Here is a 25,683-nt window from a genome sequence, read left to right as displayed (position 1 = left end):
TCATTCTGTTGAGACCTTGCCCAGGTAAGCCTGACGGACCCGTTCATCACCCAGGAGCTGTCGGGCGGGACCGTCCAGCCGTATCCTGCCGTTCTGGAGGACATACCCGTAGTCTGCGATGGACAGGGCCAACTCGGCCTGTTGCTCGACCAGAAGAATCGATATGCCCAGTTGGTCCCGTAGCGCCGCAATCTGTTCCAGGACCTGGTCGACCAGTTTGGGGGAGAGGCCCATGGTGGGCTCATCCATGCAGATCAACCGGGGATGGCTCATCAGGGCCCTGCCGAAGGCCAGCATCTGTTGTTCGCCGCCGGACAGGGTTCCAGCCTGTTGCCTGCGACGTTCGGCCAGACGTGGGAACCGCTCATATGTCGTTTCCAGATCCTGGTCGACCTCTTGTCGGCCCTTGCGGGTGAAGGCGCCCATACGCAGATTCTCTTCCACGCTCATGGCTGCGAATACCCGCCTGGCTTCAGGAACAGAGGCTATTCCGGAGTGGACCCGCTGTAATGTCGAGGTACGAGTTATCTCACGTCCGTCGAACAGGATTGCACCCTCCTTCGGGCTCAGCAGGCCAAGGATGGTCTTCATGGTCGTTGACTTGCCTGAGGCGTTGCCGCCCAGGAGGGAGACGATGCTTCCCTCGGGCACTCGCAGGCTGACCTGATCCAGGGCCTTGACCTGACCGTAACTGACATCGATGCCTTCCAGGTCAAGCAGGACGTGGTCCTTTCCGGTCGTGGGCTCCGATTGGCTTTCCGTTTCGGCAACAGTGTCCTTTCCTGCCGGACTTCCCGGGCTGGCGGGGTCCTGGCCTTCCGGCCTTTGTGCTGGGGAGGAGACCGGAGGAAGGGCGTTCTGCCTGTTCAGGACATGTGATTGGCCCTTCAGAGGGGTATCGGTGGGTGGTCTCCGGTTGCCCAGATAGGCCGCGACCACACGAGGGTCGGAACTGACCTGTCGAGGAGGTCCGGAGGCGATGATCCGGCCACCGTCCATGGCCAGGACTTGGTCACATAGGGCCTCGATCAGGTCGATTTTGTGTTCGACCAGGAGCATGGTCTGCCCTTGGGATTTGAGGTCGAGAAGTTGTTGGAGAACCTCGGCGGTCTCAGACTGGTTCATCCCTGCGGTGGGCTCGTCAAGGACCAGGATGTCGGGTGAACTGACGTGGGCACGGGCTATCTCGGTACGGCGGCGGTTTGCATATGACAGGGTGTAGGTGGCCTGGAACCGACGCCCTTCCAGACGTTCGCTGAAGCGGTCGATTTCGGTCTGGACGGCTTCCCGCTCGACGACCAATTCCTTTCTGCTGGCGGGACCGGGCACCAGGGTCAGCCAGGTCTGTGCTATCAGGGGAACCCACCGCAGTATGGGCAGGCGTTCCAGGGAGCGGAAGGGTCTGTTGGCTTCAAGACGTCTATGGAATCCCACCGCTACGTTCTCCTCCACGCTCATGGTGGGGAAGACCCTGCCGTTCTGGAAGGTCCTGGACAGTCCCAGCTCGGCTACGTCCGCCGCAGACAGGCCGACGATGGAACGCCCCCGCAGACGGATATCGCCGGAGTCCGGCTTGATGAATCCGGAGATCAGATCGATGGTGGTGGACTTGCCGGATCCGTTCGGACCGATGATGCCGATCACCTGGCCGGGTGACAGGCTTATGTTCACATCGGCCACGGCCTGGAGCCCTTGGAAACTCTTGGCGAGGTGATGCACCTGGAGCAGGGGCTGTGCCTCTTCGCCGGGTAAGGGCCCGTGAGAATGCTGACTGCTGGTCATGATGCCCTCCTTCTGGTTGAGAATATTCCCTGAGGCCTCCATATGATGAAGATGACCAGGAGCAATCCGTATGCCATGATTCTCACTTCCGGCAATATGCGCAGCAGTTCCGGGGCACCGACCAGGATCAGAGAGCCGATGACGGCTCCGGTCGGTGACTTCATACCGCCCAGAACGACGATGGTCAGAATCAGAGATGACATGACCGGATTGAAGAGCGTCGGATCGATATAGGTGTACTGGTGAGCCAGGAGGGCACCGGCGATGCCGGCCAATCCGCTGGCCAAGGCGTAGGCCAGTGCCTTGTAAGCCCCGGTTCTGATGCCGAGGGATTGTGCGGCCTGGGCATCTTCGCCGATGGATTCAAAGACATGCCCCAGGTGGGATGATTGGATTGATGAGACCACCAGGAGGGCCAGGAGCAGGATGACCAGGTCCAGAAGGTACTGCATCTGTTGGGTGTAGAGCGGCCTGCCCAGGAAGGTGGGCAGAGGAATCCCCTGCAGACCGAGGGATCCCCTGGTCAGGGGTTCCCAGATACGGATGATGGCGACCATGACCGCCCCGACCCCGATGGTGGCGATGGCCACATAGTGACCGGATAGTTTCCAGACCGGGAAGGTCAGCAAGGAGGCGGCCAGGGCTGCAATGATGGCCGCCCCAAGCAGGGAGACGGCGAAGGGCCAATGCAGACGCATGGTGAGCAGGGCCGATGCATAGGCGCCTACGGCCACAGGTCCGGCCAGTCCCAGGATGGTCTGGCCGGCGGACCCGGAGATCAGAGTCAGGCCTACTGCTGCAATGGCGTATATGGTCACCTGGGTCCCGATTCCGGACAGGTGATCGGAGAAGAAGAAAGGGGTGGCCAAGGCGGCTGCCGCGAGGCCCGGATTTGCCCAATGAGGCAGTCGTATGGGTCTGGCAGCCTCCAGGAAGGTTCCGGCCATCGGTTCATTATGCAGGTTGGCCTTGCTTCCCATGAAACCGGACGGCCTGAGGATCAGAACCAGAAGAAGGGTGCCGAAGGTGATCAGGTCATGCACTCCGTCGCCGAAGAAGCCCACCCCGACGGCCTCCGCCAACCCCAGAACCAATCCGCCGACGATGGCTCCGGGAATGGACCCCAATCCGCCTATGGCAGCCGCCACAAAAGCCGTCATGCCTATTGCGCCGCCGTCCATGGGATTGATGTTGGTCTTGAAGAGTCCGATGAATATCCCGGCGATGCCGGCCAGGACCGATCCAATGACGAAGGCGAGGGTGCGGATTGATGTGACGGGCACCCCCATCTGTTTTGCAGCTTGGGAATCCTGTGATGTGGCCCGGATTGCCTGGCCGTCCTTCCCGTAGGTCAGAAAGCCCCAGAGGACGGCCATACTGACCAGGGCGACCAGGCTCATGACCAGGTCTGAGGTTCCGAAGCGGATGCCCAGGGCATGGAGGTTGTGTGTCGGCAGAAGCTCGGGGAAGGGGCGGGTCTGGGATCCGAAGATCAGCTGCATGCCATTGTCGAGAACCTGTCCGACACCTACGGTGCCCAGAAGTGCCGCAATCGGCTGACGGCCCTCCAAAGGGGTGATGACCAGGAGGCTCATGACCAGTCCTACCAGGCCTGTGACCAGGATGACGGCCAATAATGTGGGGATCAGCCCCCAACCCAGGCTGGAACCTACCCACCATGCCGTCATCATGCCGACCGCCACCAGGGATCCCTGGGCGAAGTTGGCGACGTTGGTCACTCCGAAGACGAGTGACATGCCTACGGCCACCAAGGCGTAAACCCCGCCGTGGATGAGTCCGGAAAAGAGTGTTTCAATCATGGATGGACTCATTCCTCGATCTGCTTGAATTTGCCCCTGTCAACCTGAAGCAGGATGGGTTTGATCTCATCAGCCCGACGGGTCCGGGTATTGAACCGGAAGGTGCCGCCATTGCCTTGATAGAGAGGGAAGTCGTCCGCTGTCTTCAGGGCTTCCTGAATGCCCTGGCGGGTGGGACTGGTCTTTTCCCCTGCGTGGGCCAGGTCCATGATGGCCTGGTAGGAGGTGACTTCAAAGTTGCCGGGAACGGTATGGTATCGCTTCTCGAAGCTCTTGACGAAGGCCTGGGCCTTGTTGTCCTTGGTGCCGGTGGCTGAGAAGCTGCCGGTGATGATGGTGTCCTGAGAGTTCGCTCCGGTGAGAGCGAGGAATTCCTTGGTTTCCTGGCCGCCGAAGAAGGGCCCCTTGTACCCCAGTTTGTCCCTGAGCGTATTGAGGATCAGCGCTCCGTCCGGTCCATAGCCAATGTCCACCACAGCATCCGGGGCGGCATCTTTGGCGGGTATCAGTATGGGAGTCAGGTCGGTGGAATCGGGCAGGTAGGAGGATTGGTAGGCGATCTGCAATCCCCGGCGTTCGGCTTCCTGCCTGAAGTACCGGTATGATTCCCTGCCCCAGTCGTTTTCGAGATAGACCACGGAGACCTTCTTGGCACGTTTGGACACTGCATCCGCGTTAACCTCCTGATAGGTGTTGTCGCCTATCTGGGGAGTCCAGACGTGATCGCCGGACTTGGTGAAGACCGGAGAGGAATTGTTGAATCCGTAGTGGACCAGTCCGGCCTGTTGGAAGATTGGGGATGCCGCGGACGAGGCAGGCGATGAGTAGTCGCCCACCACGGCGATGACCGACTTGTCGGAGGCGATCTTGGGTGCCACCGCCGCATCCTGTTTGGCGTCGGATTGGGTGTCATAGTAAGCGATGTTCAGCTGCTTGCCCTTGATGCCGCCCTTCTCGTTGATTTCGTCTTTGGCAAGATCGAACCCTTGTTGGAACATCTTCCCGTATTCGGCGTACAGTCCGGTCTTGGGGTAGATGGCTGCAATGGTCACATGGTCTTCAGGCCCGGAGGAGGAGTCGGTATCACCCCCGAGTCCGCAGGCGGAGAGGGCTCCGGTCATGGTCATAGCGGCCGTGATTGATGCTGTTGCCGTGATGATGCTTCGATGCAGACGTTCCTGTCCGGTTCCTCTCACCATGAGGTCTCCTTTTTGAATGATGACGATTGTTCTTGGGTTGGTTGTCGGGTGTGGTCGGTTTGAGCAGGTTCAGTCTTGGATCGGAGCCCTGGTCTGGCTGAGTACCCGAAGGGCACCTTCATCCGCCGGCGTTGGAATGGTGCAGGAGGGCGCCAGGAGGAAGGGATGCCCTTGACGGGCTTCGATGGTGCGATCCAGTTCCTTGAGGATCTGACTGGTGTCGTTCCCCGGGTTGAAGAGTTCGAAATTGGCCCCGCCAACGGGTACGGCTTGGAAGTCAACGTCAATCTCGGGGTTGCCGGGGAGGAACTGGTCCCAGTGGAGCAGGTCGGGATTCAGGTCCATGAACCGTTCCGGGTGGGCCTCCTCACGGCAGGTGTGGAGAAGGACCACCGCATCCGGATTGGCTGATCTCACCGCCTGGATGACGATACGGTCGTATGGTTTCGCCCACTCTTCGAATTGCTCCTGATTGAAGTAGTCGTGGCTGGCCAAACCGGTCTCGGCAAAGAAGATTCCATCCAGTCCTGCCCCTCCCTGCTCCCTCGGGGTGACCAGGAGGGCCGCGAAGTCGGCCAGGGTGCGGGCGATTCTGCCCAGTGCCTCCTTGGAAGCGTCCGGTTGGTCGAAAATCAGTTCTTGTCTGGTCAGATCGTCCTTTTCGTTCTGATCGGATCCCAGGCCCTCGGGGTAGAGGGGAAGATCCGCCAGCTGGAGGAGTACGGAGAGAGGGGAGAAGATCGTATCCAGGATGGCTCTGTCCGACAGGCTTGTCCGGATGAGTCGAGCCGCGTCCGCCTGTTCCCTGAGCACCTGGTTGGTTTCGGGATCGCGAACGTCGATGCGCGATATGTCCGAAGCGCTCTGGATGGCCGGTCGTATGGTCTTCGGTACCAGCCAGTCGTAATCCTCATGGTCATAGACGGCGTCCCAGATCTCTCCGTAGTAAATGGCCCGCGGATTAATCTTGACCCAATCCCAGTCCCATCGTTTGACGAAGTCCACGGTGGCTCCTGCGAATTCGGCGGCCCCGTATTCGTGCCCTACATGATGCTGCCAGGCACTCGTCAGAAAGGCCCTGTCTCCATTCTTCCTGGCGATCCTATGAAATGCTGTGCGTCTGTCATCGGTCATGGCAATTCCTTGGTTGAAACCTGTGCTTTTGGATTGTGTGATTCGGGAGGCGATCGCCCCGGGGCGAGGAGGTGATTTTCCCTGCCCTTGTCACACATCATAGCGCCTTGTCAGGGCCGGGTCAACGCTCTGATATATAGCTAATTTCTATGGCTTTTCATTGCGTCCCGGCAATCTGCGGAACTTGCATGCGGTATAGGGAAATCCGATAGGGCTTCGGGACTCATCTGGTGTCTGCCTGGCCTGGGTTCTGCCAGTCGGGGGGGTGGGGCGTTGTTGTGAGGGGCGATGATACAGTGAAGGGCATGCCAGATGTTGTTTCCGTCAATGCCGTGACTCCGGCGTTTGCCGATATCACCACCGTGGGTGTGGGGGGGCGGATTGGGGTTTTCGTCCAGCCGCGTGACAGGGTCGGGTTGATCGAGGCCGTTGAGGACGCCGATTCCAGGGGGCTGCCCCTGTGCGTGATTGGTGGCGGGTCCAATCTTCTGGTGTCGGATGGGGACTTTCCGGGGGTGGTGGTGCGTGATGCCCGTCAGGGTGTCTCGGTGCCCGACGAGGTGGCTCCGCCCGAGGGTGGTGAGCCCATGGTGCACGTCAATGCCCCGGCCGGGACCAATTGGGACGACCTGGTCTCCTACTGCGTCCGGATGGGCCTGATCGGAGTCGAGGGGCTTTCGGGGATCCCCGGGACGGTGGGTGCCTCGGTTGTGCAGAACATCGGTGCCTACGGCCAGGAGGTCGGCCGTGTGGTTGACTCCGTCGAGGTGTGGGACCGTCAGGACAAGGTCACGGCCTGTCTGCGGGCGTCGGATCTGGGTTTCGGCTATAGGACGTCCCTCCTCAAGCGGACCATGTACCAGGCGCCGGCCGTCCCGGATGACCGTTTCTTCCCGACCCCCAGGTATGTGGTCCTCTCGGTCACCCTGGTCCTGCGGCATGGGTCGGCCGCCCGGGTGGGTTCCGTCCAGCTGGCCGGGGCCTTGGGGGTGGTTCCCGGGTCGGTCCTTCCCCTGGGGCGGGTTCGTCAGGCGGTCCTGGCCGTCAGGGCGGGCAAGGGGATGTTGGAGGACCCGTACCGGTACCTGACCGATTGGATGGGGTCCTGCCGGAGGGCCGCCGACCTGGAGGAGGCGCTGACCGCCGTTCAGGATGACATCCACGGCCCCGGGGGCGGACGGGTGCTTCTGGACCGGCACAGCTGTGGCAGTTTCTTCACCAACCCGGTCATCAGCCGGGAGGCCGCGGCCGCCCTGCCTGAGGATGCCCCGAGGTATCCCGCCGGTGAAGGCGGGCGGGCCGCGCATGTCCCCATGGTCAAGACCTCTGCGGCCTGGCTGATCGACCATGCCGGTTTCCATAAGGGGTTCGCCCTGGGGCGGGGGTCGGCCGCCGCCTTGTCGGACGTGCACACGCTGGCCCTGACCAACCGCGGGGGGGCGGGTTCCGATGACCTGGTGGCCCTGGCCCGCGCCATCCAGGAGGGGGTGGACCGGACCTTCGGCATCCATCTGATCCCCGAGCCGGTCACACCCGGCATCAACCTGGCATAGGTTCGTCATCTCCTTTCCCATTATTGACCGGCCTCGGCCTTCCGAGGTCGGTTTTTGTTATTTCAAACCCTCGCATACGTCTGGTCGGCCCTTGAGGCGGAAAAACAATCTAAAACCGGATGTGACCCATTACACATTTTCCACCTCAATACACTGAGGGATATCAGGAGAACAGTAGCTCATGGTCGAGTGTGCGATACGTGATTTCGCTCCCGAAAGGAATGACAATGAAGTGCATCAAAACGATGGACGACAAGCGGTATGTGGACCTTCCAACCGTTGCTCGGGAGGCTGACATCGATTTGGATACCCTGCCGTACACCATACGGATTCTCTTGGAAAACGCAGTGAGAGAGTCGGGTGGTGACCTGTCGACCGAAAACGTCCAGTCCATCCTGCACTGGGACGAACACGTCGGCCAGCCCATTGATTTTTATCCTGCCAGGGTGATTCTCCAGGATTATACGGGCGTCCCATGCGTGGTGGATCTGGCCTCCATGCGGGATGCGGCGGGCCGGATGGGAATCGACCCTGACAAGGTCAACCCCGAAATACCGGTCGATCTGGTGGTTGACCACTCGGTCCAGATTGATGAGGCCGGCAACCCAGGAGCAATGGCTTACAACGTCAAGCGTGAATATGAACGCAATTCCGAACGCTACCGCCTGCTGAAATGGGCCCAGAAATCCTTCCACGACTTCCGGGCGATTCCTCCGGATACAGGCATCATCCACCAGATCAACATTGAACATCTCTCTCCGGTGGTTCAGTTCGATCCCAAGAGCCGGTTGCTTTATCCGGATACGGTGTTCGGCACCGATTCCCACACCACGATGATCAATGGGCTTGCCGTCCTGGGCTGGGGGGTGGGTGGTCTTGAGGCCGAGGCCTGTATGCTGGGTGCACCCTCGATCTTCTCCATCCCCGAGGTGGTCGGGGTTCATCTGACCGGCAGCCTTCCCTCGGGTGTCATGGCCACGGACCTGGTTCTTACCATCACCAACCTGTTGCGGCGGCATGATGTCGTAGGCAAGTTCGTGGAGTACTTCGGCCCCGGTTACGAGCACCTTGGTGTTGCCGACCGTGCCACTCTGGGCAACATGGCGCCTGAGTACGGTTCGACCTGCGGGTATTCGCCTTTCGACCAGAAAAGCATCGACTATATGCGTCTGACCGGACGTGACAGCGAGGTCATTCAGCGGGCTGTCGATTATATGCAGACCAACAGGCTCTTCTACCAGCCTGACCAGTCCGGTCGGATCGCTTACAGCGAGGTCATCGAATGTGATCTCTCCAAGGTCTCCACCAGTCTTGCCGGTCCCAAACGTCCTCAAGATCTGATCAAGCTGGGCGACATGAGCCAAGCCTTCGAGGCGGAGGTCACCGCCCCCTTGGGGAACCAGGGTTTTGGCATGAGCCCAGATGACTTGGATGCCAGCGTGGACATCGACCTTGATGGGCACAGGGAGATCATCCGCACAGGCGACATCATGATCGCCGCCCTGACCAGTTGTACCAACACATCCAACCCTTCGGTCCTGATCGGGGCCGGGATTCTGGCAAAGAGAGCAGTCGAGAAGGGGCTGAGCGTGTCGCCCAAGGTGAAGACCTCTTTCGCCCCCGGCTCTCAGGCGGTGACCAAATACCTGACGGCCACCGGACTCATGCCCTATCTGGAGCAACTCGGCTTCAACATCGTCGCTTATGGGTGCACCACCTGCATAGGCAATTCCGGACCCCTTCATCCAGCCATCGAGCAGGCCCTGAAAGAGACCGGCATCGCCACGGCGGCCGTTCTGAGTGGCAACAGGAATTTCGAGAGTCGTATTCACCCCCTGATCCGTGGGAACTATCTGGCCTCCCCGATCCTGGTGGTGGCCTACGCCCTGGCCGGTAACATGCGTAGGAATCTTCAGACCCAGCCCCTGGGCACAGGTAAGGATGGTCATCCCGTCTACCTGCGCGACATCTGGCCTACGACCGAAGAAATCGACGCTTATGCCAAGCGGTTCGTGACTTCGGATTCCTATCGCGAGGCCTACAAGAACATTTTCGACGGTCGGGAGGAGTGGGATCAGCTCCGGGTTGACGAATCCGAGACCTACTCCTGGGATCCAACGTCCACATACGTGGCGAATCCACCCTATTTCGACCAGCAGGTTAAGGGAATCTCCGGCCGTCCCGATCTGACCAACCTATCGGTCTTGGCGAAGCTGGGCGATTCGGTGACCACCGACCACATCTCACCCGCCGGTGTCATTCCCAGTGCCTCCCCGGCAGGGCAGTACCTGACGGAGCGGGGGGTGTCGGTGCGCGACTTCAACTCATATGGTTCCCGCCGTGGCAATCACCATGTGATGGTCCGGGGAACCCTGGCCAACACCCAGCTCCACAACCAACTGGCGGGTGGCAAGTCCGGCGGCTTCACCAGGTACCATCCCACCGCGGAGATCATGACCATCTTCGAGGCCTGTGAACGCTACCGGAAGGATGGTACCGGGCTGATCATCATCGCCGGCAAGGATTACGGGATGGGTTCCTCCCGTGATTGGGCGGCCAAGGGGGTCAAACTGCTGGGTGTTCGTGCGGTCCTGGCTGAATCCTTTGAACGAATCCACCGATCCAACCTGGCCATGATGGGTGTGGTGCCCCTCCAGTACCAGAACGGGCAGAATGCCGAGAGCCTGGGACTCGACGGAGGGGAGCGCTTCAGCCTCGTCCTGCCGGACGACCTGAAGCCACGTCAGGAGATTTCCGTGGACATCGTCTTCGCTGACGGACGTGAGACCTCCATCAGCACCATCCTTCGGCTGGATTCAGAGGCGGAAATCAGTTACTTGGGGGTGGGGGGCATCCTGAACAAGGTTCTTGAATCAAAGGGATGAGGGCTTGACCTCAGCTGATCGGTCGGTCCCTCTGCATCCCCCCCCCCCAATAAACGTACGCAAAAAGGTCCCTTCGTCTGACGGTGCAGTCATCAGCCGACAAGGGACAAGTCACACAGACAGATAGAGGAGTGCAATATGCTGGTAACCGTTATTTTCGCTCTGTTGCCTATCCTGGTGACCATTCTCTTGGGCATGTTTGCAGCCAAGCGAGGTCACTTCGATGACAAGAGCAGCAGCATGCTGATCAAGTTCGTCATGACCTATGCCCTGCCCATGCACGTCTTCGGAGGCATATGGAAGACCCCGCGCAAACTGATCATCGAGGACATTCCTCTGGCGCTGTGGATGCTGGGCAGCATGGTTGTCTGTTTCGCCCTCCTCTATATCGTCTATGCCTTCGTAATTAAGGCTGACCGTGACATATCCGTGCTGAGGGCTCTTTCGGTTGCCGACCCATCGATCCCTTTCATTGGCTCCGCTGTTCTGCCTCTGCTCTTCAACGCTGAATTGAGCGCCATCGACATCGGCATCGCAAGCCTGATCATCAATGTGGTCCTTCTTCCCTTCGTCTTCAGCGCGCTCGCAGACAAGGAGGATTCGGACGCCCCGAAGATTACCGTGGTCCAACGGTTGAAGAAGTCCCTGACCAAGCCCCTGGTCATCGCCGCCTTCCTTGGCTTCTTCCTGAGCCTGATCGGACTGCGGATGCCCGGGCAGCTGGAGAGCACCTTCTCTGTTTTGGGCAAGACGGCCGGTGGTGTGGCCATGTTCGCTACCGGAATCGTTCTGGTCACCAGGAAGATCGCCTTCAACAGGAATGTCTTCGTCACCGTCTTCCTGAAGAACCTGGCTTTCCCCGCGATTGTCTGGGGTATTATGGCGGCTTTCGGTTGTGGTCCGGAACTGACCCGCATCGTTGTGATCACCATGGCGATTCCTACTGCCACCATGCCGACAAATCTGGCTTTGGATTACAAGATCGCGGAGTCCGAGATGGCCTCCACCCAGTTCCTCAGCACCGTCCTGTCCTTCGTGACCCTGAGTGTCGCCATGCTTCTCTTGTCCTGATCCGCAGGATATGAACCAGAATATACACACAAGAAGGAATGTGACCCATGTCGGCTAATGACGAGATTTTACGGATGCACGCCAAACATGAAGGTGTGCTCAGCATTAAATCCGAATTTGAGGTCCATGACAAACAGGACCTTGGCGAGCTGTACACCCCAGGAGTGGCGGTGCTTTCCAGGATGCTTGAAAAGGATCCCGACCTGCGATACCGCTATACGATGAGCGGTAAACTGGTCGCCCTGATCACTGACGGATCCGCCGTACTGGGGCTGGGCGATATAGGCCCCAGTGCCGGACTTCCGGTAGTGGAGGGAAAGGCCCTCCTTTACAAGGACATGGCCGGTGTGGATGCCATACCCATGGCCATTCAGCAGGTTTCGGTCGATGACTTCGTGGATACCGTGGCCAATATCTCCCATAGTTTCGCGGGAATCCACTTGGAGGATATAGCAGCTCCCCGGTGTTTCGAAATCGAGGAGAAGCTCAGCAAACGCCTGGATATCCCGGTCTACCATGACGATCAGGAGGGGACCGCCATCGTCATTCTGGCGGCTCTGATCAATGCCGCCAAGGTTGTGGGCAAAAACGTGAGGAAACTGCGGGTTCTGATCAACGGTGCCGGTGCATCGGGTATCGCTACGGCCAGACTCCTGCGGGCCTATGGTATTGATGACCTGGTCCTGGTCGACGTCCACGGATATGTCACTGCTTCGGATGAAGTCTACAACGCCTACCAGCGTGCCCAGGCAGGTGAACATCGGGGCATCGAACCGCGTGCGCCCCTGGGCGAGGCTATTCGTGGGTGTGATGTTTTCGTGGGACTGTCCGTGGCCGATGTCCTTGATCCAGCGGAGATCTCTTCCATGGCGGAGTCCCCTATTGTTTTCGCCCTTGCCAACCCCAAGCCGGAGATAGATCCCCGTCTGGTGCCCGGCACCAAAACCGCCGTCTTCGCCACCGGGTCGAGCCAGTACCCAAATCAGGTCAATAATGTGCTGGCCTACCCGGGTCTTTTCAAGGGGCTCCTGGCATCCGGGCTTAAGCGCGTCACCCCCGGACTGGAGGTGTCCGTTGCATCCAGTCTGGCCAGGTTGGTGGCGCACCCTGCGGCCGACAGGATTATCCCCGGTGTCTTCGACCCTGGGGTGGTAGAAGCGGTGTCCCAGGCCGTTTCAAACTATGTTGCAGAAGAAGGCAAGCATAAGGAGGATGCAGCGTGAACATCACTCACCCCGCTTCCGCGGGTAGTCTGGAATCCAGTGATATCATCGTCACACTCAAACCCGCTCGTCAGGGTATACGGATTGATCTGGAGAGCAGTGTCAAGGAACAATTCGGCGCGCAGATCGAGAAGCTGATCAGTCAGACCCTGGAAGAACTCGGTATCGATGCGGCCGAGGTGCAGGCGCAGGACCAGGGTGCCCTGGACTGCACAATCAAAGCACGTACCCTGGTGGCCGCCTATCGTGCGGCCGACCGTGAGGATTACGACTGGGAGGGGATCAACTCATGGATAGGCTGAGACGCACCATGATGTTCGTACCAGGATCCAATGCCGCCATGCTCAGGGACTGTACCCTGTACGGGGCCGACTCGATCATGTTCGACCTGGAGGATGCCGTCTCCCTCAAGGAGAAGGATTCAGCCCGGATGCTGGTCTATTCGGCTCTGAAGAGCTTTGACTATGGAGATGTGGAGAAGGTGGTCCGCATCAATGCCTTGGACGCAGGCGGCGATCAGGATGTCAGGGCCATGGTTCTGGCTGGTATTGACGTCATCCGTCTGCCCAAGACCGAAACCTCGCAGGATATCCGAGACGTGGACGCGGTCATCACCCATACCGAACGGGAACACGATATTCCGTTGGGGCGTACCAGGATGATGGCCGCCGTCGAGAGCGCTGCCGGCGTTCTGAACTCCCGGGAGATTGCCCATGCCTCTCCCCGGATGATGGCGATTGCACTCGGTGCGGAGGATTACGTGACCTCTCAGAAGACCTACCGTTCCCCGGACGGATCGGAACTCTTCTTTGCCAGGAACTTCATCCTCCATGCCGCCCGCGAGGCCGGCATCGCGGCCATCGATACCGTTTTTTCCGATATCGATGACGAGGAGGGCCTGATTCGTGAGACCAAGGCCATCAAACAGCTCGGTTTCGATGGGAAGTCGGTCATCAATCCCAGGCAGATTCCGGTCATCGATTCCATCTTTGCTCCCACAAGGAAACAGATCACCAAAGCCATGGGAATAGTGGCCGGGCTCAAAGAGGCCGAGGAACGAGGCTCGGGCGTGGTGGCCGTGAACGGGCAAATGGTCGACAAGCCGGTCGTGGAGCGCGCCAGGTATACCCTTGCCCTGGCCAAGGCTGCAGGAATGAAGGTGGAGTCATGACGGAAAACAGTATCGACAGGGACATCCCGGAGCCTTATGCATCGGTCTTCGGACTCTATAAAGGACAATTCGCCCGCATCCATGATTACCGCAGGGCGCAAACCAGGGTTCATCCCCGTCGGCCGGGCGAGTCGAAACTGGTGGATTCCATTCACGAGGCCATCGTCAAAACCGGCCTGGAGTCTGGTATGACCATCTCCTTCCACCACCACTTCCGTGAAGGCGACTATGTCATGAACATGGTCATGGAGGAAATCGACAAGATGGGAATCAAGGACCTGACCATAGCCCCAAGTTCCATAGCCAATGTCCACGAACCCCTGATCAACCTGATCGAAAAGGGCGTGGTCACCGGCATCACGGCCTCGGGGCTGCGCGACAAGTTGGGTGCGGCCGTTTCGCACGGCATCATGGACAAGCCGGTCGTCATCCGATCGCATGGTGGCAGAGCAAGAGCCATGGCTTCCGGAGATATCCATATCGATGTCGCCTTCATCGGAGCGCCCTCCTGCGATGCTTACGGGAACATCAATGGGACGAGCGGTAAGGCGACATGCGGATCCTTGGGATATGCCCGGATGGATGCCCGATACGCCGACCAGGTGGTCGCCATCACCGATAGTCTGGTGCCCTACCCCAATACGCCCGTCTCGATTCCGCAGACCGATGTGGATTACGTGGTCCGTGTAGATGCCATCGGCAATCCCGAGGGTATCGCCAAGGGGGCAACCAGGCTGACCAAGAATCCCAAAGAACTGCTCATTGCGGAATACGCCGCCAAGGTCATCGCTGCAACTGATTACTTCAAGAACGGATTCTCCTTCCAGACCGGCACTGGCGGGGCAAGCCTGGCTGTCACTAGATTCCTTCGTCCCATGATGGAGGAGCATGGTCTGAAGGCGGGATTCGCCCTGGGAGGCATCACCAATACCATGGTCGAAATGATGGAGGCTGGCCAGGTCGATAAGATCCTGGATGTTCAGGATTTCGACCACCCTAGCGCCCTCTCGCTGGCCAGGAACGATAACCACTACGAAATCGATGCCGAGATGTACGCAAGCCCCCTCTCCAAAGGGAGCGTGGTCAACCAGCTTGATGTGGCCATACTCTCCGCCCTTGAAGTGGACACCGGTTTCAACGTCAATGTCCTGACGGGATCCGATGGGGTCATACGCGGGGCGTCGGGCGGGCACAGCGACACTGCGGCAGCCTGCAGGATGAGTATGATCGTGGCACCCCTGGTCAGGGGCAGGATTCCCACGGTCGTGGATCGGGTTACGACGGTCGTCACCCCCGGAGATTCCGTAGATGTGGTGGTCACCGAGTATGGCGTGGCTGTCAATCCCAGGCGCGAAGACCTGAACACCATGCTGGACGGACTGGATGTTCCCCGCCTGGACATCAACCAGCTCCGTGACAAGGCCTACGCCATCACGGGCACGCCCGATCCGATTCGCTTCAAGGACCGGACGGTCGCCCTGGTCGAGTACCGGGACGGCTCACTGATTGATGCCGTCCACGAAGTGTGAGGGACCAAGGTCCCTATTGGCCCGTCCAATGCGGGCCGGGTGAGGAAGATGATGGAAGTCATACCGGGATTCCAGATGGGTGATGACGGTCGCGTCCTAGGGCCGGTCGCCAGGGCGGTGGTGTCACGGATGGAGGTGGAGGGACATGGTACGGTGCGGGAAAACCTCTATGATGCCCTTCGTAGATCCATCATCCAGGGAGCCATTCCCGACGGCGAACCCATGAGTGATACCTGGCTGGCCCAGGAATTGAATGTTTCCCGGACACCCGTCCGGTATGCTTTCAACAGACTGGCAGACGAGGGGCTGATTGAGGTGCGTGGCCATTCCGGCATGGTGGTCAAAGGGGTGACCCTGGATGATGCCAAGGAGATCTACACCATTCGTGTTCGTCTGGAGTCCCTGGCCTCACGCCGGGCTATGGAGTGGATGAGCATGGCGCAATTCGACCAGCTCGGCCGACTTCTGCAGAGCATCGATCACCTATACGCCGAGGGGTGCATCTCTGAGGTGATTGGTGCCATGGGGGACTTCGATCGGTTCATCTACCAGGCCTGTGAAATGCCGAGACTCAGGGACATCATCATCCAGCTGGAGGATTATCTGCGTCACTTCCGAATCATGGGCCTGTCCAATCCGCAGCGTTGCGGGCAAGCCATACATGAACACAAGGCCATATACCAGGCCATGGTCAACCATGATTCCGGCCTGGTGGATGCCATGGTCGCTGAACACCTGGACCACTCGGAGACATATTTGCTGCGGATCATGTCGGAGGGGCGGCCATGAACGAGCTGAGGCGGATTTGGTTGGAATTCGACCAGGAGGGCAGAAAGGCCTGGTCAAGCCTGCTTCGTTCGGCGGGTTTGACTCCCCAACTCGGTCTGGACTACACGGTCGGGGTTTTCCGTGGAGGTGAGCTTCTGGCCACCGGTTCCCTGTCCGGCAGGATCATCAAGGAGGTCGCTGTCCGTTCGGACGAGCGTCAGGGTGGGCTTCTGGCCACCGTAGTCCAGGCCCTGTTCGACAGGCTGTCAGAGGAGGGCAGGGACGACCACGCCTTCGTCTACACCAAGCCGGACACGGCACCCTACTTCCGCTCGCTGGGATTCCATCACGTCGCATCCACCCCGGTGGTGCACCTGATGGAGTGCGGCCACCCGGATTTGAACGATTATCTGGCCAGTCTCGGTGCCAAGGCACATCCGGGTTCCCCCGTTGCCTCGGTTGTGGTCAAGGCCGACCCCCCGACTCTGGGTCACCTGCATCTGATCGACCGCGCGGCCAAGGACAACGCAGTCGTCTACCTCTTCGTTCTCTCCGCTCAGGACACGACCTTCAACGCCCAAGAAAGGTTGGGATTGGTCAGGGGGATGGTGGCCGACCGTACCGGAGTGGTCGTCTTGTCGACCAGTGACTATCTGGTTTCCGCCACGACCTTCCCCTCCTACTTTCTGAAAGATAGGGTCCCCTCGGCTGTTGCTGCGGCCCAGGCCTCGGTCGACGCTTGTATTTTCAAGGATTCCATCGCCCCTCGACTCTCCATTGCCCGCCGCTATGTGGGAACCGAGCCCCTCTCACCGGTTACGGCCATCTATAACCGGGAGCTCAAGCGAATCTTCCAGGGGCACCCGGAGCTGATCGTTCTGCCCCGTCTGGAGCTCAACGGGCGGGTGGTCAGTGCAGGAACCGTCCGTAAGGCCATCGATGCGGGCGACAAGAAGGCCGTCAGAAGTCTCTGTCCGGACTCGGTGGCTTCATACATCATCAGGACCCGCATGCAGGGCACCCGAGACCAGGCAGGTGAATCCCATCGTCCCAGCAGGAGGAATCATGGATGAATCAGGAATCATGGACGGCCCGCCCGTCGACCTTCGACAGATGCTCCAGGCCAGGGATGCCCGCGTGGAGCGCCAGCGCAGCCTTCTGGAAGACAACCCCCATTCCAGCCTCCTCCATGTCGGTCTGCGCATCGCCGGCCCCGTCAAGACAGGGCGTGCCCTGGAGGAGGTGTTCGACCAGGCTGTCAATCGGCTCCATCAGCTGTTGGAGGCGGGGCTGCTTGATCAGGACGTCCTCCACCTTCCCACAGGACCTGAGGCCTTTCTGGTCAGTCTCATGCCGGCAAGGGAGCTCAAGGAGGACGTGTTGGATTTTGAAGGATACCGGCCCTTCTGCACTCTGATGGATCTGGATGTGCTCACTCTCGAGAATGGTCGGCTTGTCAAGATATCCCGTGAAGACCTTGGCAGGGTGCCCAGGCCTTGTCTGATCTGTGAACGTCCTGCCAAGGAATGTGCCCGGTCACGGCGACACAGGCCTGAGGAAATCAGGTCGGTGGTCGAGACCTTGGCCGGCAGCGGATGGGAATACTGATGGATCAGGTTGCGCAGACCGTTCATCAGCACCTGGACCTCTCTCCGGGCAAATCCATTGGCAAAGCCGTTTATCAGGCCCTCCGACAGACCATACTCATGGGTGAGATACCTGACGGCGAGCGAATCAACGAGAAGAGCCTGGCCAAGGAACTGAACGTGAGCCGCACTCCTATAAGGAAAGCCATGGACCGATTGGATCGGGATAACCTGGTGGAACGCAAGAGCGGGGTGGGTATCATCACCCGTGGGGTTTCCCGGAAGGATGCCCGGGAGATCTTCGACATCCGCAGGGAACTGGATACCCTGGCCACCATCAGGGCGATGCAGATCATGACCCACGACCAGTTCTTCAGTCTCCGGGAGATCCTGGAGGAGACTGATCGTTGCAACGGACAGGGCCAGGTCGACCAGGTACTCACCATGTTCACCGCCTTCAACGATTTCATTTACGATGCCTGCGACATGCCCAGGCTGAAAGTGATCGTCACCAGGCTCAAGAACTATCTGGTTTACTTCCGAGACATCTCGGTCAGGGGGAATGACCGCCGCCAGCTGGCCATTGACGAACACTGGAACATCTACCACGCCATGCTGACCGGTGATCAGAACCGGGTGGAGTCCATCATTCGTCAACATCTGGCCCATTCCCTGGATTTCATACTTTCGGTCATGGAGGCTCGGCACGTTGGTTGAAACCGCACAGCTCCTGGCCGGCGCCGCGACTCAGTCCCTGACGGACGAGGTGTTACTCAGCCCCAAGCCAGGCCTGGTCGACCCATACTCCTCCGGGGCGCACGATGACATGGACCTCGACACCTTCGCGGCCAGCATCGCGGCCCTTTCACCGTTCTTTCCGGAATACGTCCGACTCGGTGCCCAGCCCGGCGGGACAAATCTGGTATACCGACGTGTGAGAAAGACAGGTCTAGCGGCCGAAAGCGCCATGCTCCGGGCCACCGGGGGGGTGAACACCCACAAAGGCATCAACTTCACTCTTGGGTTTCTCCTTGCCGGTCTCGGACGTCTGATGAACCGATTCACACTGGAGGCTCTGGTCTGCCAGAATTTCTCCTCCCTCTTTCCGCTGGTGGCCTCCCTTTGCTCCGATGTGGGCGAAGACTTCAGGAATCTCCAAAAGGATGGGCCGCTCACTTATGGACAGCGGCTCTACCTGACTGATGGGGTCAAGGGGGTCCGAGGTGAGGTGATGGCCGGCTGCCCCACCTTGCGTACCTGTGTCCTTCCTTGCCTTTGTGCGCCCGCCGCTCATGATGATGTCTTTTATCTTCGCCTGATGCTGCGGTTGATGATGGTCCTGGAGGACAGCAATCTTCTGCACCGGGCAGGTACAGCTGGGTTGGCCTGGGTCCGTCATCGTGCACGGGAGCTGCAGAAAGTCGGGGACGGGGATCTCCCTCAGGCCCTGCGCACCATGGATGAGGATATGGTTCAACGCCACCTGTCCCCAGGGGGAACGGCCGATTTTCTAGCTCTTGGATACTTCTTTGAGCATTTGCGCGCGTCTGTCATCGGTCATGGTGCTTCCTTGGGTTGAGATTCGTGTTTTCGGGTTCTGTGGTTTGGGCGCGGTGCCCCTGGGTTCTGCCAGTCGGGGGGTGGGGCGTTGTTGTGAGGGGCGATGATACAGTGAAGGGCATGCCAGATGTTGTTTCCGTCAATGCCGTGACTCCGGCGTTTGCCGATATCACCACCGTGGGTGTGGGGGGGCGGATTGGGGTTTTCGTCCAGCCGCGTGACAGGGTCGGGTTGATCGAGGCCGTTGAGGACGCCGATTCCAGGGGGCTGCCCCTGTGCGTGATTGGTGGCGGGTCCAATCTTCTGGTGTCGGATGGGGACTTTCCGGGGGTGGTGGTGCGTGATGCCCGTCAGGGTGTCTCGGTGCCCGACGAGGTGGCTCCGCCCGAGGGTGGTGAGCCCATGGTGCACGTCAATGCCCCGGCCGGGACCAATTGGGACGACCTGGTCTCCTACTGCGTCCGGATGGGCCTGATCGGAGTCGAGGGGCTTTCGGGGATCCCCGGGACGGTGGGTGCCTCGGTTGTGCAGAACATCGGTGCCTACGGCCAGGAGGTCGGCCGTGTGGTTGACTCCGTCGAGGTGTGGGACCGTCAGGACAAGGTCACGGCCTGTCTGCGGGCGTCGGATCTGGGTTTCGGCTATAGGACGTCCCTCCTCAAGCGGACCATGTACCAGGCGCCGGCCGTCCCGGATGACCGTTTCTTCCCGACCCCCAGGTATGTGGTCCTCTCGGTCACCCTGGTCCTGCGGCATGGGTCGGCCGCCCGGGTGGGTTCCGTCCAGCTGGCCGGGGCCTTGGGGGTGGTTCCCGGGTCGGTCCTTCCCCTGGGGCGGGTTCGTCAGGCGGTCCTGGCCGTCAGGGCGGGCAAGGGGATGTTGGAGGACCCGTACCGGTACCTGACCGATTGGATGGGGTCCTGCCGGAGGGCCGCCGACCTGGAGGAGGCGCTGACCGCCGTTCAGGATGACATCCACGGCCCCGGGGGCGGACGGGTGCTTCTGGACCGGCACAGCTGTGGCAGTTTCTTCACCAACCCGGTCATCAGCCGGGAGGCCGCGGCCGCCCTGCCTGAGGATGCCCCGAGGTATCCCGCCGGTGAAGGCGGGCGGGCCGCGCATGTCCCCATGGTCAAGACCTCTGCGGCCTGGCTGATCGACCATGCCGGTTTCCATAAGGGGTTCGCCCTGGGGCGGGGGTCGGCCGCCGCCTTGTCGGACGTGCACACGCTGGCCCTGACCAACCGCGGGGGGGCGGGTTCCGATGACCTGGTGGCCCTGGCCCGCGCCATCCAGGAGGGGGTGGACCGGACCTTCGGCATCCATCTGATCCCCGAGCCGGTCACACCCGGCATCAACCTGGTCTGACAGGAGTCGCATCCGGTGTGGTTGCCCCGGCATCGGTCGGTGCTGGAGTGATTCGGTGACCGTATCGCTTATATCGCGAATCTGAATGCCTGCTTGTTCCCGACGCCGTTGTCGGGAACAAGCAACAGCTGGCAACATTTTCCTGTGCCTTCCTTCAGGCACATAGCTTTGAGACTGCAGTGACTGTATCAGGCTGCCTCCCGCGGTGGTGCGGGGTGAAGCGGGCCTGTCGGGTCCATCGGTGTCCTGGTCATGGAAGGAATGTTATGGCGGTCTCACACGACATATCGGTCAATGGCGTCCACCCCGGCAAGGTTCTTCTGGTAGGTGAGGGCATGGGGCTTTTCGCCGCCGGTGAGGAGGGGCCTTGCAGTGAGGTCGGATCCTTCAGTGCATCGGTGGCCGGTGCTGAGCTTAACGTGGCCATCGGTCTGAAACGCCTGGGCCAGTGTCCGGTCTATATGACCCGCGTCGGACAGGATCCGATTGGCGATCGGATACGTTACTTTATGCGGCAGAACGGTCTGGATACCTCTCTGGTCGGGGTGGATACCACCCGCTCCACAGGCTTCATGATGAAGACCAAGGTCGAGCAGGGCGATCCCAAGACCTATTACTTCCGTAAAGATTCGGCAGCCTCGGCCATCGGTCCCGCCGAGATTAAGAGCATCGACTACACGGGCATATCCCTGACGCATATGACCGGCATCCTCCCGCCCCTTTCAGCCAGTACCTTGGAAGCCAGCAAGACTCTCATGGAACAGTCCCGGGCCAACCATGTCTTTGTCTCCTTCGATCCCAACGAGCGCCCCGCCCTCTGGAAGAGCGATGGGCAGATGAAGCAGACCCTTCTGGCCCTGAGCTCCAAGGCCGACCTTGTCCTGCCGGGCATCTCCGAGGGCAAGCACCTGTTCGGTCTGGAAAAGGTGCGCGACATCGGTCAGGCTTTCATCGACAACGGCGCCCATTACGCGGTCGTCAAGGATGGCCCCGACGGGGCCTATGCAACGGACGGCCACGAGTGTGTTTACGTTCCTGGTTTCAAGGTTGATGCGGTCGTGGATACGGTCGGTGCCGGAGATGGTTTCGCGGCCGGGGTCCTGTCCGCCCTTCTGGAGGGACGACCCATGTCGGAGGCTCTGGAACGTGGGTGTGCCATCGGGGCCATGCAGACCCAGGTGGTCTCCGATAACGAGGGCCTGCCCACCAAGGCTGAGCTGGAGGACTTCATGGCCAGTCACCAGCGTGCAGCTGTACGGCAGGTCGTCTGAACTGGTGCGGGGATGCCCTGACCGGGCGTGCTGCTTGAAGATGAACGACGGATTCCACAAGAGAAGGAAGCAAGTATGAGCGAGTTTGACAAGTCGGGTGTTCTGGAGGATGAGACCGGACTGATCGACCTGATCCGTAAGATTAAGGTGGTTCCCCTGGTCACCCTGCATTCCGCCGAAGAAGCGGTCCCGCTGGCCAGGGCCTTGGCTGCAGGCGGGGTACCGATCGCCGAGGTGACCTTCCGGTCCTCGGCCGCCTTGGATGGGATGAAGGCCATTCACGAACAGGTGCCCGAGGTGACACTGGTGGCTGGGACCGTGCATACGGTGGATCAGGCCCGCCAGGCCATCCAGGCGGGTTGCAGGGGAATAGTCTCCCCGGCTTTCAGCGATGCCGTGGTCGACTGGTGCATCGACTCCCGGATTCCGGTCCTGCCGGGAACGGCAACCCCGAGCGACATCGAGAAGGCCTACGACCGCGGTCTGCGCTTCACCAAGTTCTTCCCTGCCGAGGCCTATGGCGGGGTCAAGACCCTCAAGGCCCTGTCCGGCCCCTTTGCCGAGATGAGCTTCCTGCCCACCGGGGGGGTGGGACTGAAGAACGTCCGCGAGTACATCGACCTTCCCAACGTCTTCGCTGTGGGTGGAAGTTTCCCGGTGCCGTCCGCGGCCCAGCGCCAAGGCGACTGGAAGGCCGTCACCGATGCTTGCGGGCAGGCCAGGAAGCTGGTACAAGGCTGATTGGCTGGTCCGGACCCGTCTTCGGCTATAGGGGAAACCGGCCTGGCAGGCCTTCCGGGAGAGGTGGAGACAGGAGAGCGGAGAGGAGCGATTGTGCAGAGATTGCAAGAAGCGGAGGCCATCCGCCTGGGGCTAACCGATTCGAAGGCGGCCCGACGGCCCATCAGGGTCATTCAGTTCGGCGAGGGGAACTTCCTCAGGGCCTTTGTGGACTGGATAGTCCAGCAGCTGAACGATAAGGGCCTGTTCGGGGGGAACGTCGCAGTGGTGCAACCCCTTGAATACGGTAGGGTCCAGGCCCTGGAGGACCAGGATCGGCTTTATACCGTAATCCTGGAGGGGCTCAAGGATGGCCGGCCCGTCCGCAGTCATGAGTTGGTGGACTCCATCGGCAGGACCGTCAACCCTTACCGGGATTGGGAGGGTTATCTGGCCCTGGCTGATGACCCGGAGACGCAGATCATCATATCCAACACCACCGAGGCCGGCATTGCGGTCGATGATGCGGATACGGTCGCAACCCAGCCCCCCGTCGGCTATCCGGCCAAGTTGGCCCACCTCCTCAAGCGCAGGTTTGACAAGTCACTGCCGGGCTTCCTGATTGTGCCCTGCGAACTGATCGCCGAAAACGGTCTGGCCCTGCATCGGGCCCTGATCGAGGTCGCCACCCGGTTCGGATGGGGACAGGACTTCATCGACTGGCTTGACCGGGAGAATACCTTCGTCTGCACCTTGGTGGACAGGATTGTCCCCGGTTACCCGCGCGACGATGCGGAGGAGCTATGGGGGAAGCTGGGCTATGAGGACCGGAACATGGTCAAGGCCGAGCCCTTCCTTCTCTGGGTGGTGGCCGGTGACCAGGCCGCCCAACGCAAGGTTGAGGAGCTGATTCCCGCCCGGAAGGCCGGCATCGACCTGGTGACCTGCGATGCCGTTCAGCCCTACAGGGAGCGCAAGGTATACCTGCTCAACGGACCCCACACGACCATGGCCCAGGTGGCCCGCCTGGCCGGATTCCGGACCGTCGGAGAGGTCATGGCCGATAAGACCATGCGTTCCTTCATCACCCGTGAAATGGAGGAGGAGATCATCCCCGTCCAGAGTCTGCCCAGGGAGGAGTTGGAGAACTTCGCGGCGGCCGTACGGGAGCGGTTCGACAATCCCTTCATCCGGCACTCTCTTGATTCCATCGGACTCAACTCGGTCTCCAAGTTCGTCGCCCGTCTCCTCCCCCTGATCAATGCCAATGCGGAGCAGGGGCGTGGTCTCCCGAAGCGTATCGTCCTGGCCCTGTCCTGCCTCCTGTGGATTTATGGAGGCAGGACAGGTGATGCGGTGCGGATCCAGGATGATCCGGAGGTCATCGACACCTTCCGTCGTGCGGCTGACCGGGATGACTATGCCCGCAGGGTCCTCTCCGCCACCTCCCTTTGGGGCCATGACCTGACACGGATCGAGGGACTGGTCGATGCCGTTCGGTCGGACCTGAACCGGATTGCTGATGAGGGCGTTCAGCCCCTGATCGACCGTTTGGCCTGATTGATCGGAAGGCTGGGCTTCCCGTGGAGGGCCGAACGGCCACAACCTGTCCGCCGTCTCAGGCGGTCATATGAAGCTTTCATCGGGGTATCAGCCCTGATGGAGAACACTGAACAGGTGCCTGATGTCAGATCGGGTTTCGCGATTGACCAGAACCTTTCATCGGGCACTTCCCTATTATGGGGTCCAGTCACCAGTTTCTTCCCGAGGCCGGTTCCAGTCTGGAATCCGGTGCCTTTCCTGAGATCGCCCAGAGACCAGACCTGGCCCGGCGTGGTCTCTTCCATAGTCAAAGGACAGGGTCCCCCGTCGGACGGGACGAGTGGACCCCTGGTGGTGTTGCTACCGGGCTGCCTCAGCGGTTATACCGGAATGCGTCCCATGCTCCCAACAGATATTGGATGCCCATGGCACGGTCGTACAGGCCGTAACCAGGGCGCGGACGGCCGGCCTCGGTGTTCTCACTCCATAGATGCCGCCCGTGGTCGGGGCGGATATAGCCCTGATAATCGGCTTCGGCATATGCCTTCATGATGCCTACGGTGTCCACGTCGCCCTCGCTGGCCCGATGCCCCACCTCGAAGAAGGACCCGTCCTGGTCGGTGAAGCGGATGTTGCGCACGTGGCTGAAGTGAATCCTGTCCATAAAGGTCTTGACCGCGTCCACCGCGTCGTTCCCCCTCCTGGAGGAGAAAGAGCCCAGGCAGAGGCAGAGGCCGTTGCGGGGGCTCGGATTCAGGTCCAGCACCCGCTGGATCCCCTCCTTGCTGGAGACCACACGCGGCCATCCGAACAGGTCGAAGGCGGGATCGTCCGGATGGACGGCAAGCTTGACGTCGTAGCGCTCGCAGGTGGGGATCACGGCATCCAGGAAGTACTTGTAGTTGGCGTACATCTTCTCGTGGTCCATCCCCTGATAGGCCTCCATCAGCTCGGGGAGGTGGGCCAGTCGTTCGGGCTCCCAACCCGGCACGGTCAGGGCGCCTGCCCCCTTCAGGGTCTCGTCGATGATGCCCTGGGGGCTGAGTTGGTCCACCTGGTGCTGGTTGTAGTAGAGGGCGGTCGACCCGTCGGGGCAGGGATGGAACATCTCTGTCCGTAGCCAGTCGAAGACCGGCATGAAGTTGTAGGTGACGACCTTGACCCCGGCCTTCCCCAGGTTCGCCACGGTCTCGATGTAGGCCTCTATGGCCTGGTCCCGGCTCATTCCCAGGACCGTCGACCCCGTCTTGATTGATTCGTGGACGTTGACTGATTCGACCACATCGGCATTGAAGGTCTTGGTGATGCCCGCAGCCCGGTCCTTGGCCGAAAGCCCGGTTATCGTGGCCATGGCCTTTTCGATTTCGTCGGGTTGCCATACCTCACCGGCCTGCTTGTGGTGGAGGGACCAGACGATGGTCTCCACCCCGGGAATCTGGCGGATGTCATCCAGGCTGATGGTGTCGTTGCCTTCACCGTACCAGCGGAATCCCATATGCAT

The 25,683-nt window shown here is 60.4% G+C and carries 21 protein-coding genes; 16 read left to right on the top strand and 5 right to left on the bottom strand.

The window, feature by feature from the left end:
- The 4 genes from AACP59_RS05500 to AACP59_RS05485 all read right to left on the bottom strand — a co-directional run bounded on the left by AACP59_RS05500 (window position 1) and on the right by AACP59_RS05485 (window position 5,935).
- Entirely contained in the window at window positions 1-1,782 is a 1,782-nt protein-coding gene (locus tag AACP59_RS05500) for an ATP-binding cassette domain-containing protein (protein ID WP_339350233.1), read from the bottom strand.
- Window positions 1,779-3,602 (bottom strand): ABC transporter permease, encoded by a 1,824-nt coding sequence (locus AACP59_RS05495; RefSeq protein ID WP_339350231.1) that lies wholly within the window; start codon window positions 3,600-3,602, stop codon window positions 1,779-1,781. Before AACP59_RS05495 ends, AACP59_RS05500 begins: the two co-directional genes overlap by 4 nt.
- 8 nt (window positions 3,603-3,610) lie before the next feature.
- Complete coding sequence (locus tag AACP59_RS05490; protein WP_339350229.1) at window positions 3,611-4,801, bottom strand: ABC transporter substrate-binding protein; 1,191 nt, start codon at window positions 4,799-4,801, stop codon at window positions 3,611-3,613.
- A gap of 69 nt (window positions 4,802-4,870) precedes the next feature.
- Window positions 4,871-5,935, bottom strand: coding sequence for a uroporphyrinogen decarboxylase family protein (locus tag AACP59_RS05485; RefSeq protein WP_339350228.1), 1,065 nt, complete (start codon window positions 5,933-5,935; stop codon window positions 4,871-4,873).
- A 305-nt stretch (window positions 5,936-6,240) separates the two neighbouring features.
- Here AACP59_RS05485 and AACP59_RS05480 point away from each other — a divergent pair, with 305 nt between their 5' ends.
- The 16 genes from AACP59_RS05480 to AACP59_RS05405 all read left to right on the top strand — a co-directional run bounded on the left by AACP59_RS05480 (window position 6,241) and on the right by AACP59_RS05405 (window position 24,200).
- Window positions 6,241-7,488 carry an FAD-binding protein gene (locus AACP59_RS05480; protein ID WP_339350226.1) on the top strand — a complete coding sequence of 416 codons (1,248 nt, stop codon included), beginning with the start codon at window positions 6,241-6,243 and terminating at the stop codon, window positions 7,486-7,488.
- A gap of 227 nt (window positions 7,489-7,715) precedes the next feature.
- Window positions 7,716-10,373: an aconitate hydratase AcnA gene (gene acnA, locus AACP59_RS05475; RefSeq protein ID WP_339350224.1), complete on the top strand. Its 2,658-nt coding sequence runs from the start codon at window positions 7,716-7,718 to the stop codon at window positions 10,371-10,373.
- 138 nt (window positions 10,374-10,511) lie between these two features.
- Entirely contained in the window at window positions 10,512-11,444 is a 933-nt protein-coding gene (locus AACP59_RS05470; protein ID WP_339350222.1) for an AEC family transporter, read from the top strand.
- 47 nt (window positions 11,445-11,491) lie between these two features.
- Window positions 11,492-12,667 carry an NAD(P)-dependent malic enzyme gene (locus tag AACP59_RS05465; protein ID WP_339350220.1) on the top strand — a complete coding sequence of 392 codons (1,176 nt, stop codon included), beginning with the start codon at window positions 11,492-11,494 and terminating at the stop codon, window positions 12,665-12,667.
- Complete coding sequence (gene citD, locus AACP59_RS05460; RefSeq protein ID WP_297317309.1) at window positions 12,664-12,969, top strand: citrate lyase acyl carrier protein; 306 nt, start codon at window positions 12,664-12,666, stop codon at window positions 12,967-12,969. Before AACP59_RS05465 ends, citD begins: the two co-directional genes overlap by 4 nt.
- A complete protein-coding gene (gene citE / locus AACP59_RS05455; protein ID WP_297317310.1) occupies window positions 12,957-13,838 on the top strand; it encodes a citrate (pro-3S)-lyase subunit beta in 882 nt (293 codons plus the stop codon). Before citD ends, citE begins: the two co-directional genes overlap by 13 nt.
- Entirely contained in the window at window positions 13,835-15,367 is a 1,533-nt protein-coding gene (gene citF, locus AACP59_RS05450) for a citrate lyase subunit alpha (RefSeq protein ID WP_339350217.1), read from the top strand. Before citE ends, citF begins: the two co-directional genes overlap by 4 nt.
- Before the next feature lie 48 nt (window positions 15,368-15,415).
- Window positions 15,416-16,156 (top strand): GntR family transcriptional regulator, encoded by a 741-nt coding sequence (locus AACP59_RS05445; protein ID WP_297317312.1) that lies wholly within the window; start codon window positions 15,416-15,418, stop codon window positions 16,154-16,156.
- Complete coding sequence (locus AACP59_RS05440) at window positions 16,153-17,208, top strand: [citrate (pro-3S)-lyase] ligase (protein ID WP_339350216.1); 1,056 nt, start codon at window positions 16,153-16,155, stop codon at window positions 17,206-17,208. The genes AACP59_RS05445 and AACP59_RS05440 overlap by 4 nt, the downstream gene beginning before the upstream one ends.
- The gene (gene citX / locus AACP59_RS05435) at window positions 17,201-17,743 is read left to right on the top strand and encodes a citrate lyase holo-[acyl-carrier protein] synthase (RefSeq protein WP_339350215.1); all 543 of its coding nucleotides are present in this window, start codon (window positions 17,201-17,203) and stop codon (window positions 17,741-17,743) included. Before AACP59_RS05440 ends, citX begins: the two co-directional genes overlap by 8 nt.
- Window positions 17,743-18,438: a GntR family transcriptional regulator gene (locus AACP59_RS05430; protein ID WP_339350214.1), complete on the top strand. Its 696-nt coding sequence runs from the start codon at window positions 17,743-17,745 to the stop codon at window positions 18,436-18,438. Before citX ends, AACP59_RS05430 begins: the two co-directional genes overlap by 1 nt.
- Window positions 18,431-19,300, top strand: a complete 870-nt coding sequence (locus tag AACP59_RS05425) for a triphosphoribosyl-dephospho-CoA synthase (RefSeq protein ID WP_339350213.1) — start codon at window positions 18,431-18,433, stop codon at window positions 19,298-19,300. The genes AACP59_RS05430 and AACP59_RS05425 overlap by 8 nt, the downstream gene beginning before the upstream one ends.
- A gap of 101 nt (window positions 19,301-19,401) precedes the next feature.
- Complete coding sequence (locus AACP59_RS05420) at window positions 19,402-20,649, top strand: FAD-binding protein (protein WP_339350212.1); 1,248 nt, start codon at window positions 19,402-19,404, stop codon at window positions 20,647-20,649.
- A 266-nt stretch (window positions 20,650-20,915) separates the two neighbouring features.
- Window positions 20,916-21,920: a sugar kinase gene (locus AACP59_RS05415; protein WP_297316401.1), complete on the top strand. Its 1,005-nt coding sequence runs from the start codon at window positions 20,916-20,918 to the stop codon at window positions 21,918-21,920.
- A 75-nt stretch (window positions 21,921-21,995) separates the two neighbouring features.
- Entirely contained in the window at window positions 21,996-22,661 is a 666-nt protein-coding gene (gene eda / locus AACP59_RS05410) for a bifunctional 4-hydroxy-2-oxoglutarate aldolase/2-dehydro-3-deoxy-phosphogluconate aldolase (protein WP_339350211.1), read from the top strand.
- Window positions 22,662-22,754: 93 nt separating this feature from the next.
- Window positions 22,755-24,200: a tagaturonate reductase gene (locus AACP59_RS05405; protein ID WP_297316399.1), complete on the top strand. Its 1,446-nt coding sequence runs from the start codon at window positions 22,755-22,757 to the stop codon at window positions 24,198-24,200.
- A gap of 355 nt (window positions 24,201-24,555) precedes the next feature.
- Here the strand turns inward: AACP59_RS05405 and uxuA are convergent, their stop codons facing one another.
- Window positions 24,556-25,683: a mannonate dehydratase gene (gene uxuA / locus AACP59_RS05400; RefSeq protein WP_297316398.1), complete on the bottom strand. Its 1,128-nt coding sequence runs from the start codon at window positions 25,681-25,683 to the stop codon at window positions 24,556-24,558.

Source organism: Bifidobacterium indicum, from assembly GCF_036987015.1.
GTDB lineage: Bacteria > Actinomycetota > Actinomycetes > Actinomycetales > Bifidobacteriaceae > Bombiscardovia > Bombiscardovia indica.
The sequence above is the reverse complement of the archived record's forward strand: the minus strand, read 5'-3'. Positions and strand labels throughout refer to the sequence as shown.

Excerpts from the sequence above, each read along its gene's own strand:
- AACP59_RS05500 (WP_339350233.1), bottom strand. The coding sequence starts at position 1,782 with ATGACCAGCAGTCAGCATTCTCACGGGCCCTTACCCGGCGAAGAGGCA.
- AACP59_RS05495 (WP_339350231.1), bottom strand. The coding sequence starts at position 3,602 with ATGATTGAAACACTCTTTTCCGGACTCATCCACGGCGGGGTTTACGCC.
- AACP59_RS05490 (WP_339350229.1), bottom strand. The coding sequence starts at position 4,801 with ATGGTGAGAGGAACCGGACAGGAACGTCTGCATCGAAGCATCATCACG.
- AACP59_RS05485 (WP_339350228.1), bottom strand. The coding sequence starts at position 5,935 with ATGACCGATGACAGACGCACAGCATTTCATAGGATCGCCAGGAAGAAT.
- AACP59_RS05480 (WP_339350226.1), top strand. The coding sequence starts at position 6,241 with ATGCCAGATGTTGTTTCCGTCAATGCCGTGACTCCGGCGTTTGCCGAT.
- acnA (WP_339350224.1), top strand. The coding sequence starts at position 7,716 with ATGAAGTGCATCAAAACGATGGACGACAAGCGGTATGTGGACCTTCCA.
- AACP59_RS05470 (WP_339350222.1), top strand. The coding sequence starts at position 10,512 with ATGCTGGTAACCGTTATTTTCGCTCTGTTGCCTATCCTGGTGACCATT.
- AACP59_RS05465 (WP_339350220.1), top strand. The coding sequence starts at position 11,492 with ATGTCGGCTAATGACGAGATTTTACGGATGCACGCCAAACATGAAGGT.
- citE (WP_297317310.1), top strand. The coding sequence starts at position 12,957 with ATGGATAGGCTGAGACGCACCATGATGTTCGTACCAGGATCCAATGCC.
- citF (WP_339350217.1), top strand. The coding sequence starts at position 13,835 with ATGACGGAAAACAGTATCGACAGGGACATCCCGGAGCCTTATGCATCG.
- AACP59_RS05445 (WP_297317312.1), top strand. The coding sequence starts at position 15,416 with ATGATGGAAGTCATACCGGGATTCCAGATGGGTGATGACGGTCGCGTC.
- AACP59_RS05440 (WP_339350216.1), top strand. The coding sequence starts at position 16,153 with ATGAACGAGCTGAGGCGGATTTGGTTGGAATTCGACCAGGAGGGCAGA.
- citX (WP_339350215.1), top strand. The coding sequence starts at position 17,201 with ATGGATGAATCAGGAATCATGGACGGCCCGCCCGTCGACCTTCGACAG.
- AACP59_RS05430 (WP_339350214.1), top strand. The coding sequence starts at position 17,743 with ATGGATCAGGTTGCGCAGACCGTTCATCAGCACCTGGACCTCTCTCCG.
- AACP59_RS05420 (WP_339350212.1), top strand. The coding sequence starts at position 19,402 with ATGCCAGATGTTGTTTCCGTCAATGCCGTGACTCCGGCGTTTGCCGAT.
- AACP59_RS05415 (WP_297316401.1), top strand. The coding sequence starts at position 20,916 with ATGGCGGTCTCACACGACATATCGGTCAATGGCGTCCACCCCGGCAAG.
- eda (WP_339350211.1), top strand. The coding sequence starts at position 21,996 with ATGAGCGAGTTTGACAAGTCGGGTGTTCTGGAGGATGAGACCGGACTG.
- uxuA (WP_297316398.1), bottom strand. The coding sequence starts at position 25,683 with ATGCATATGGGATTCCGCTGGTACGGTGAAGGCAACGACACCATCAGC.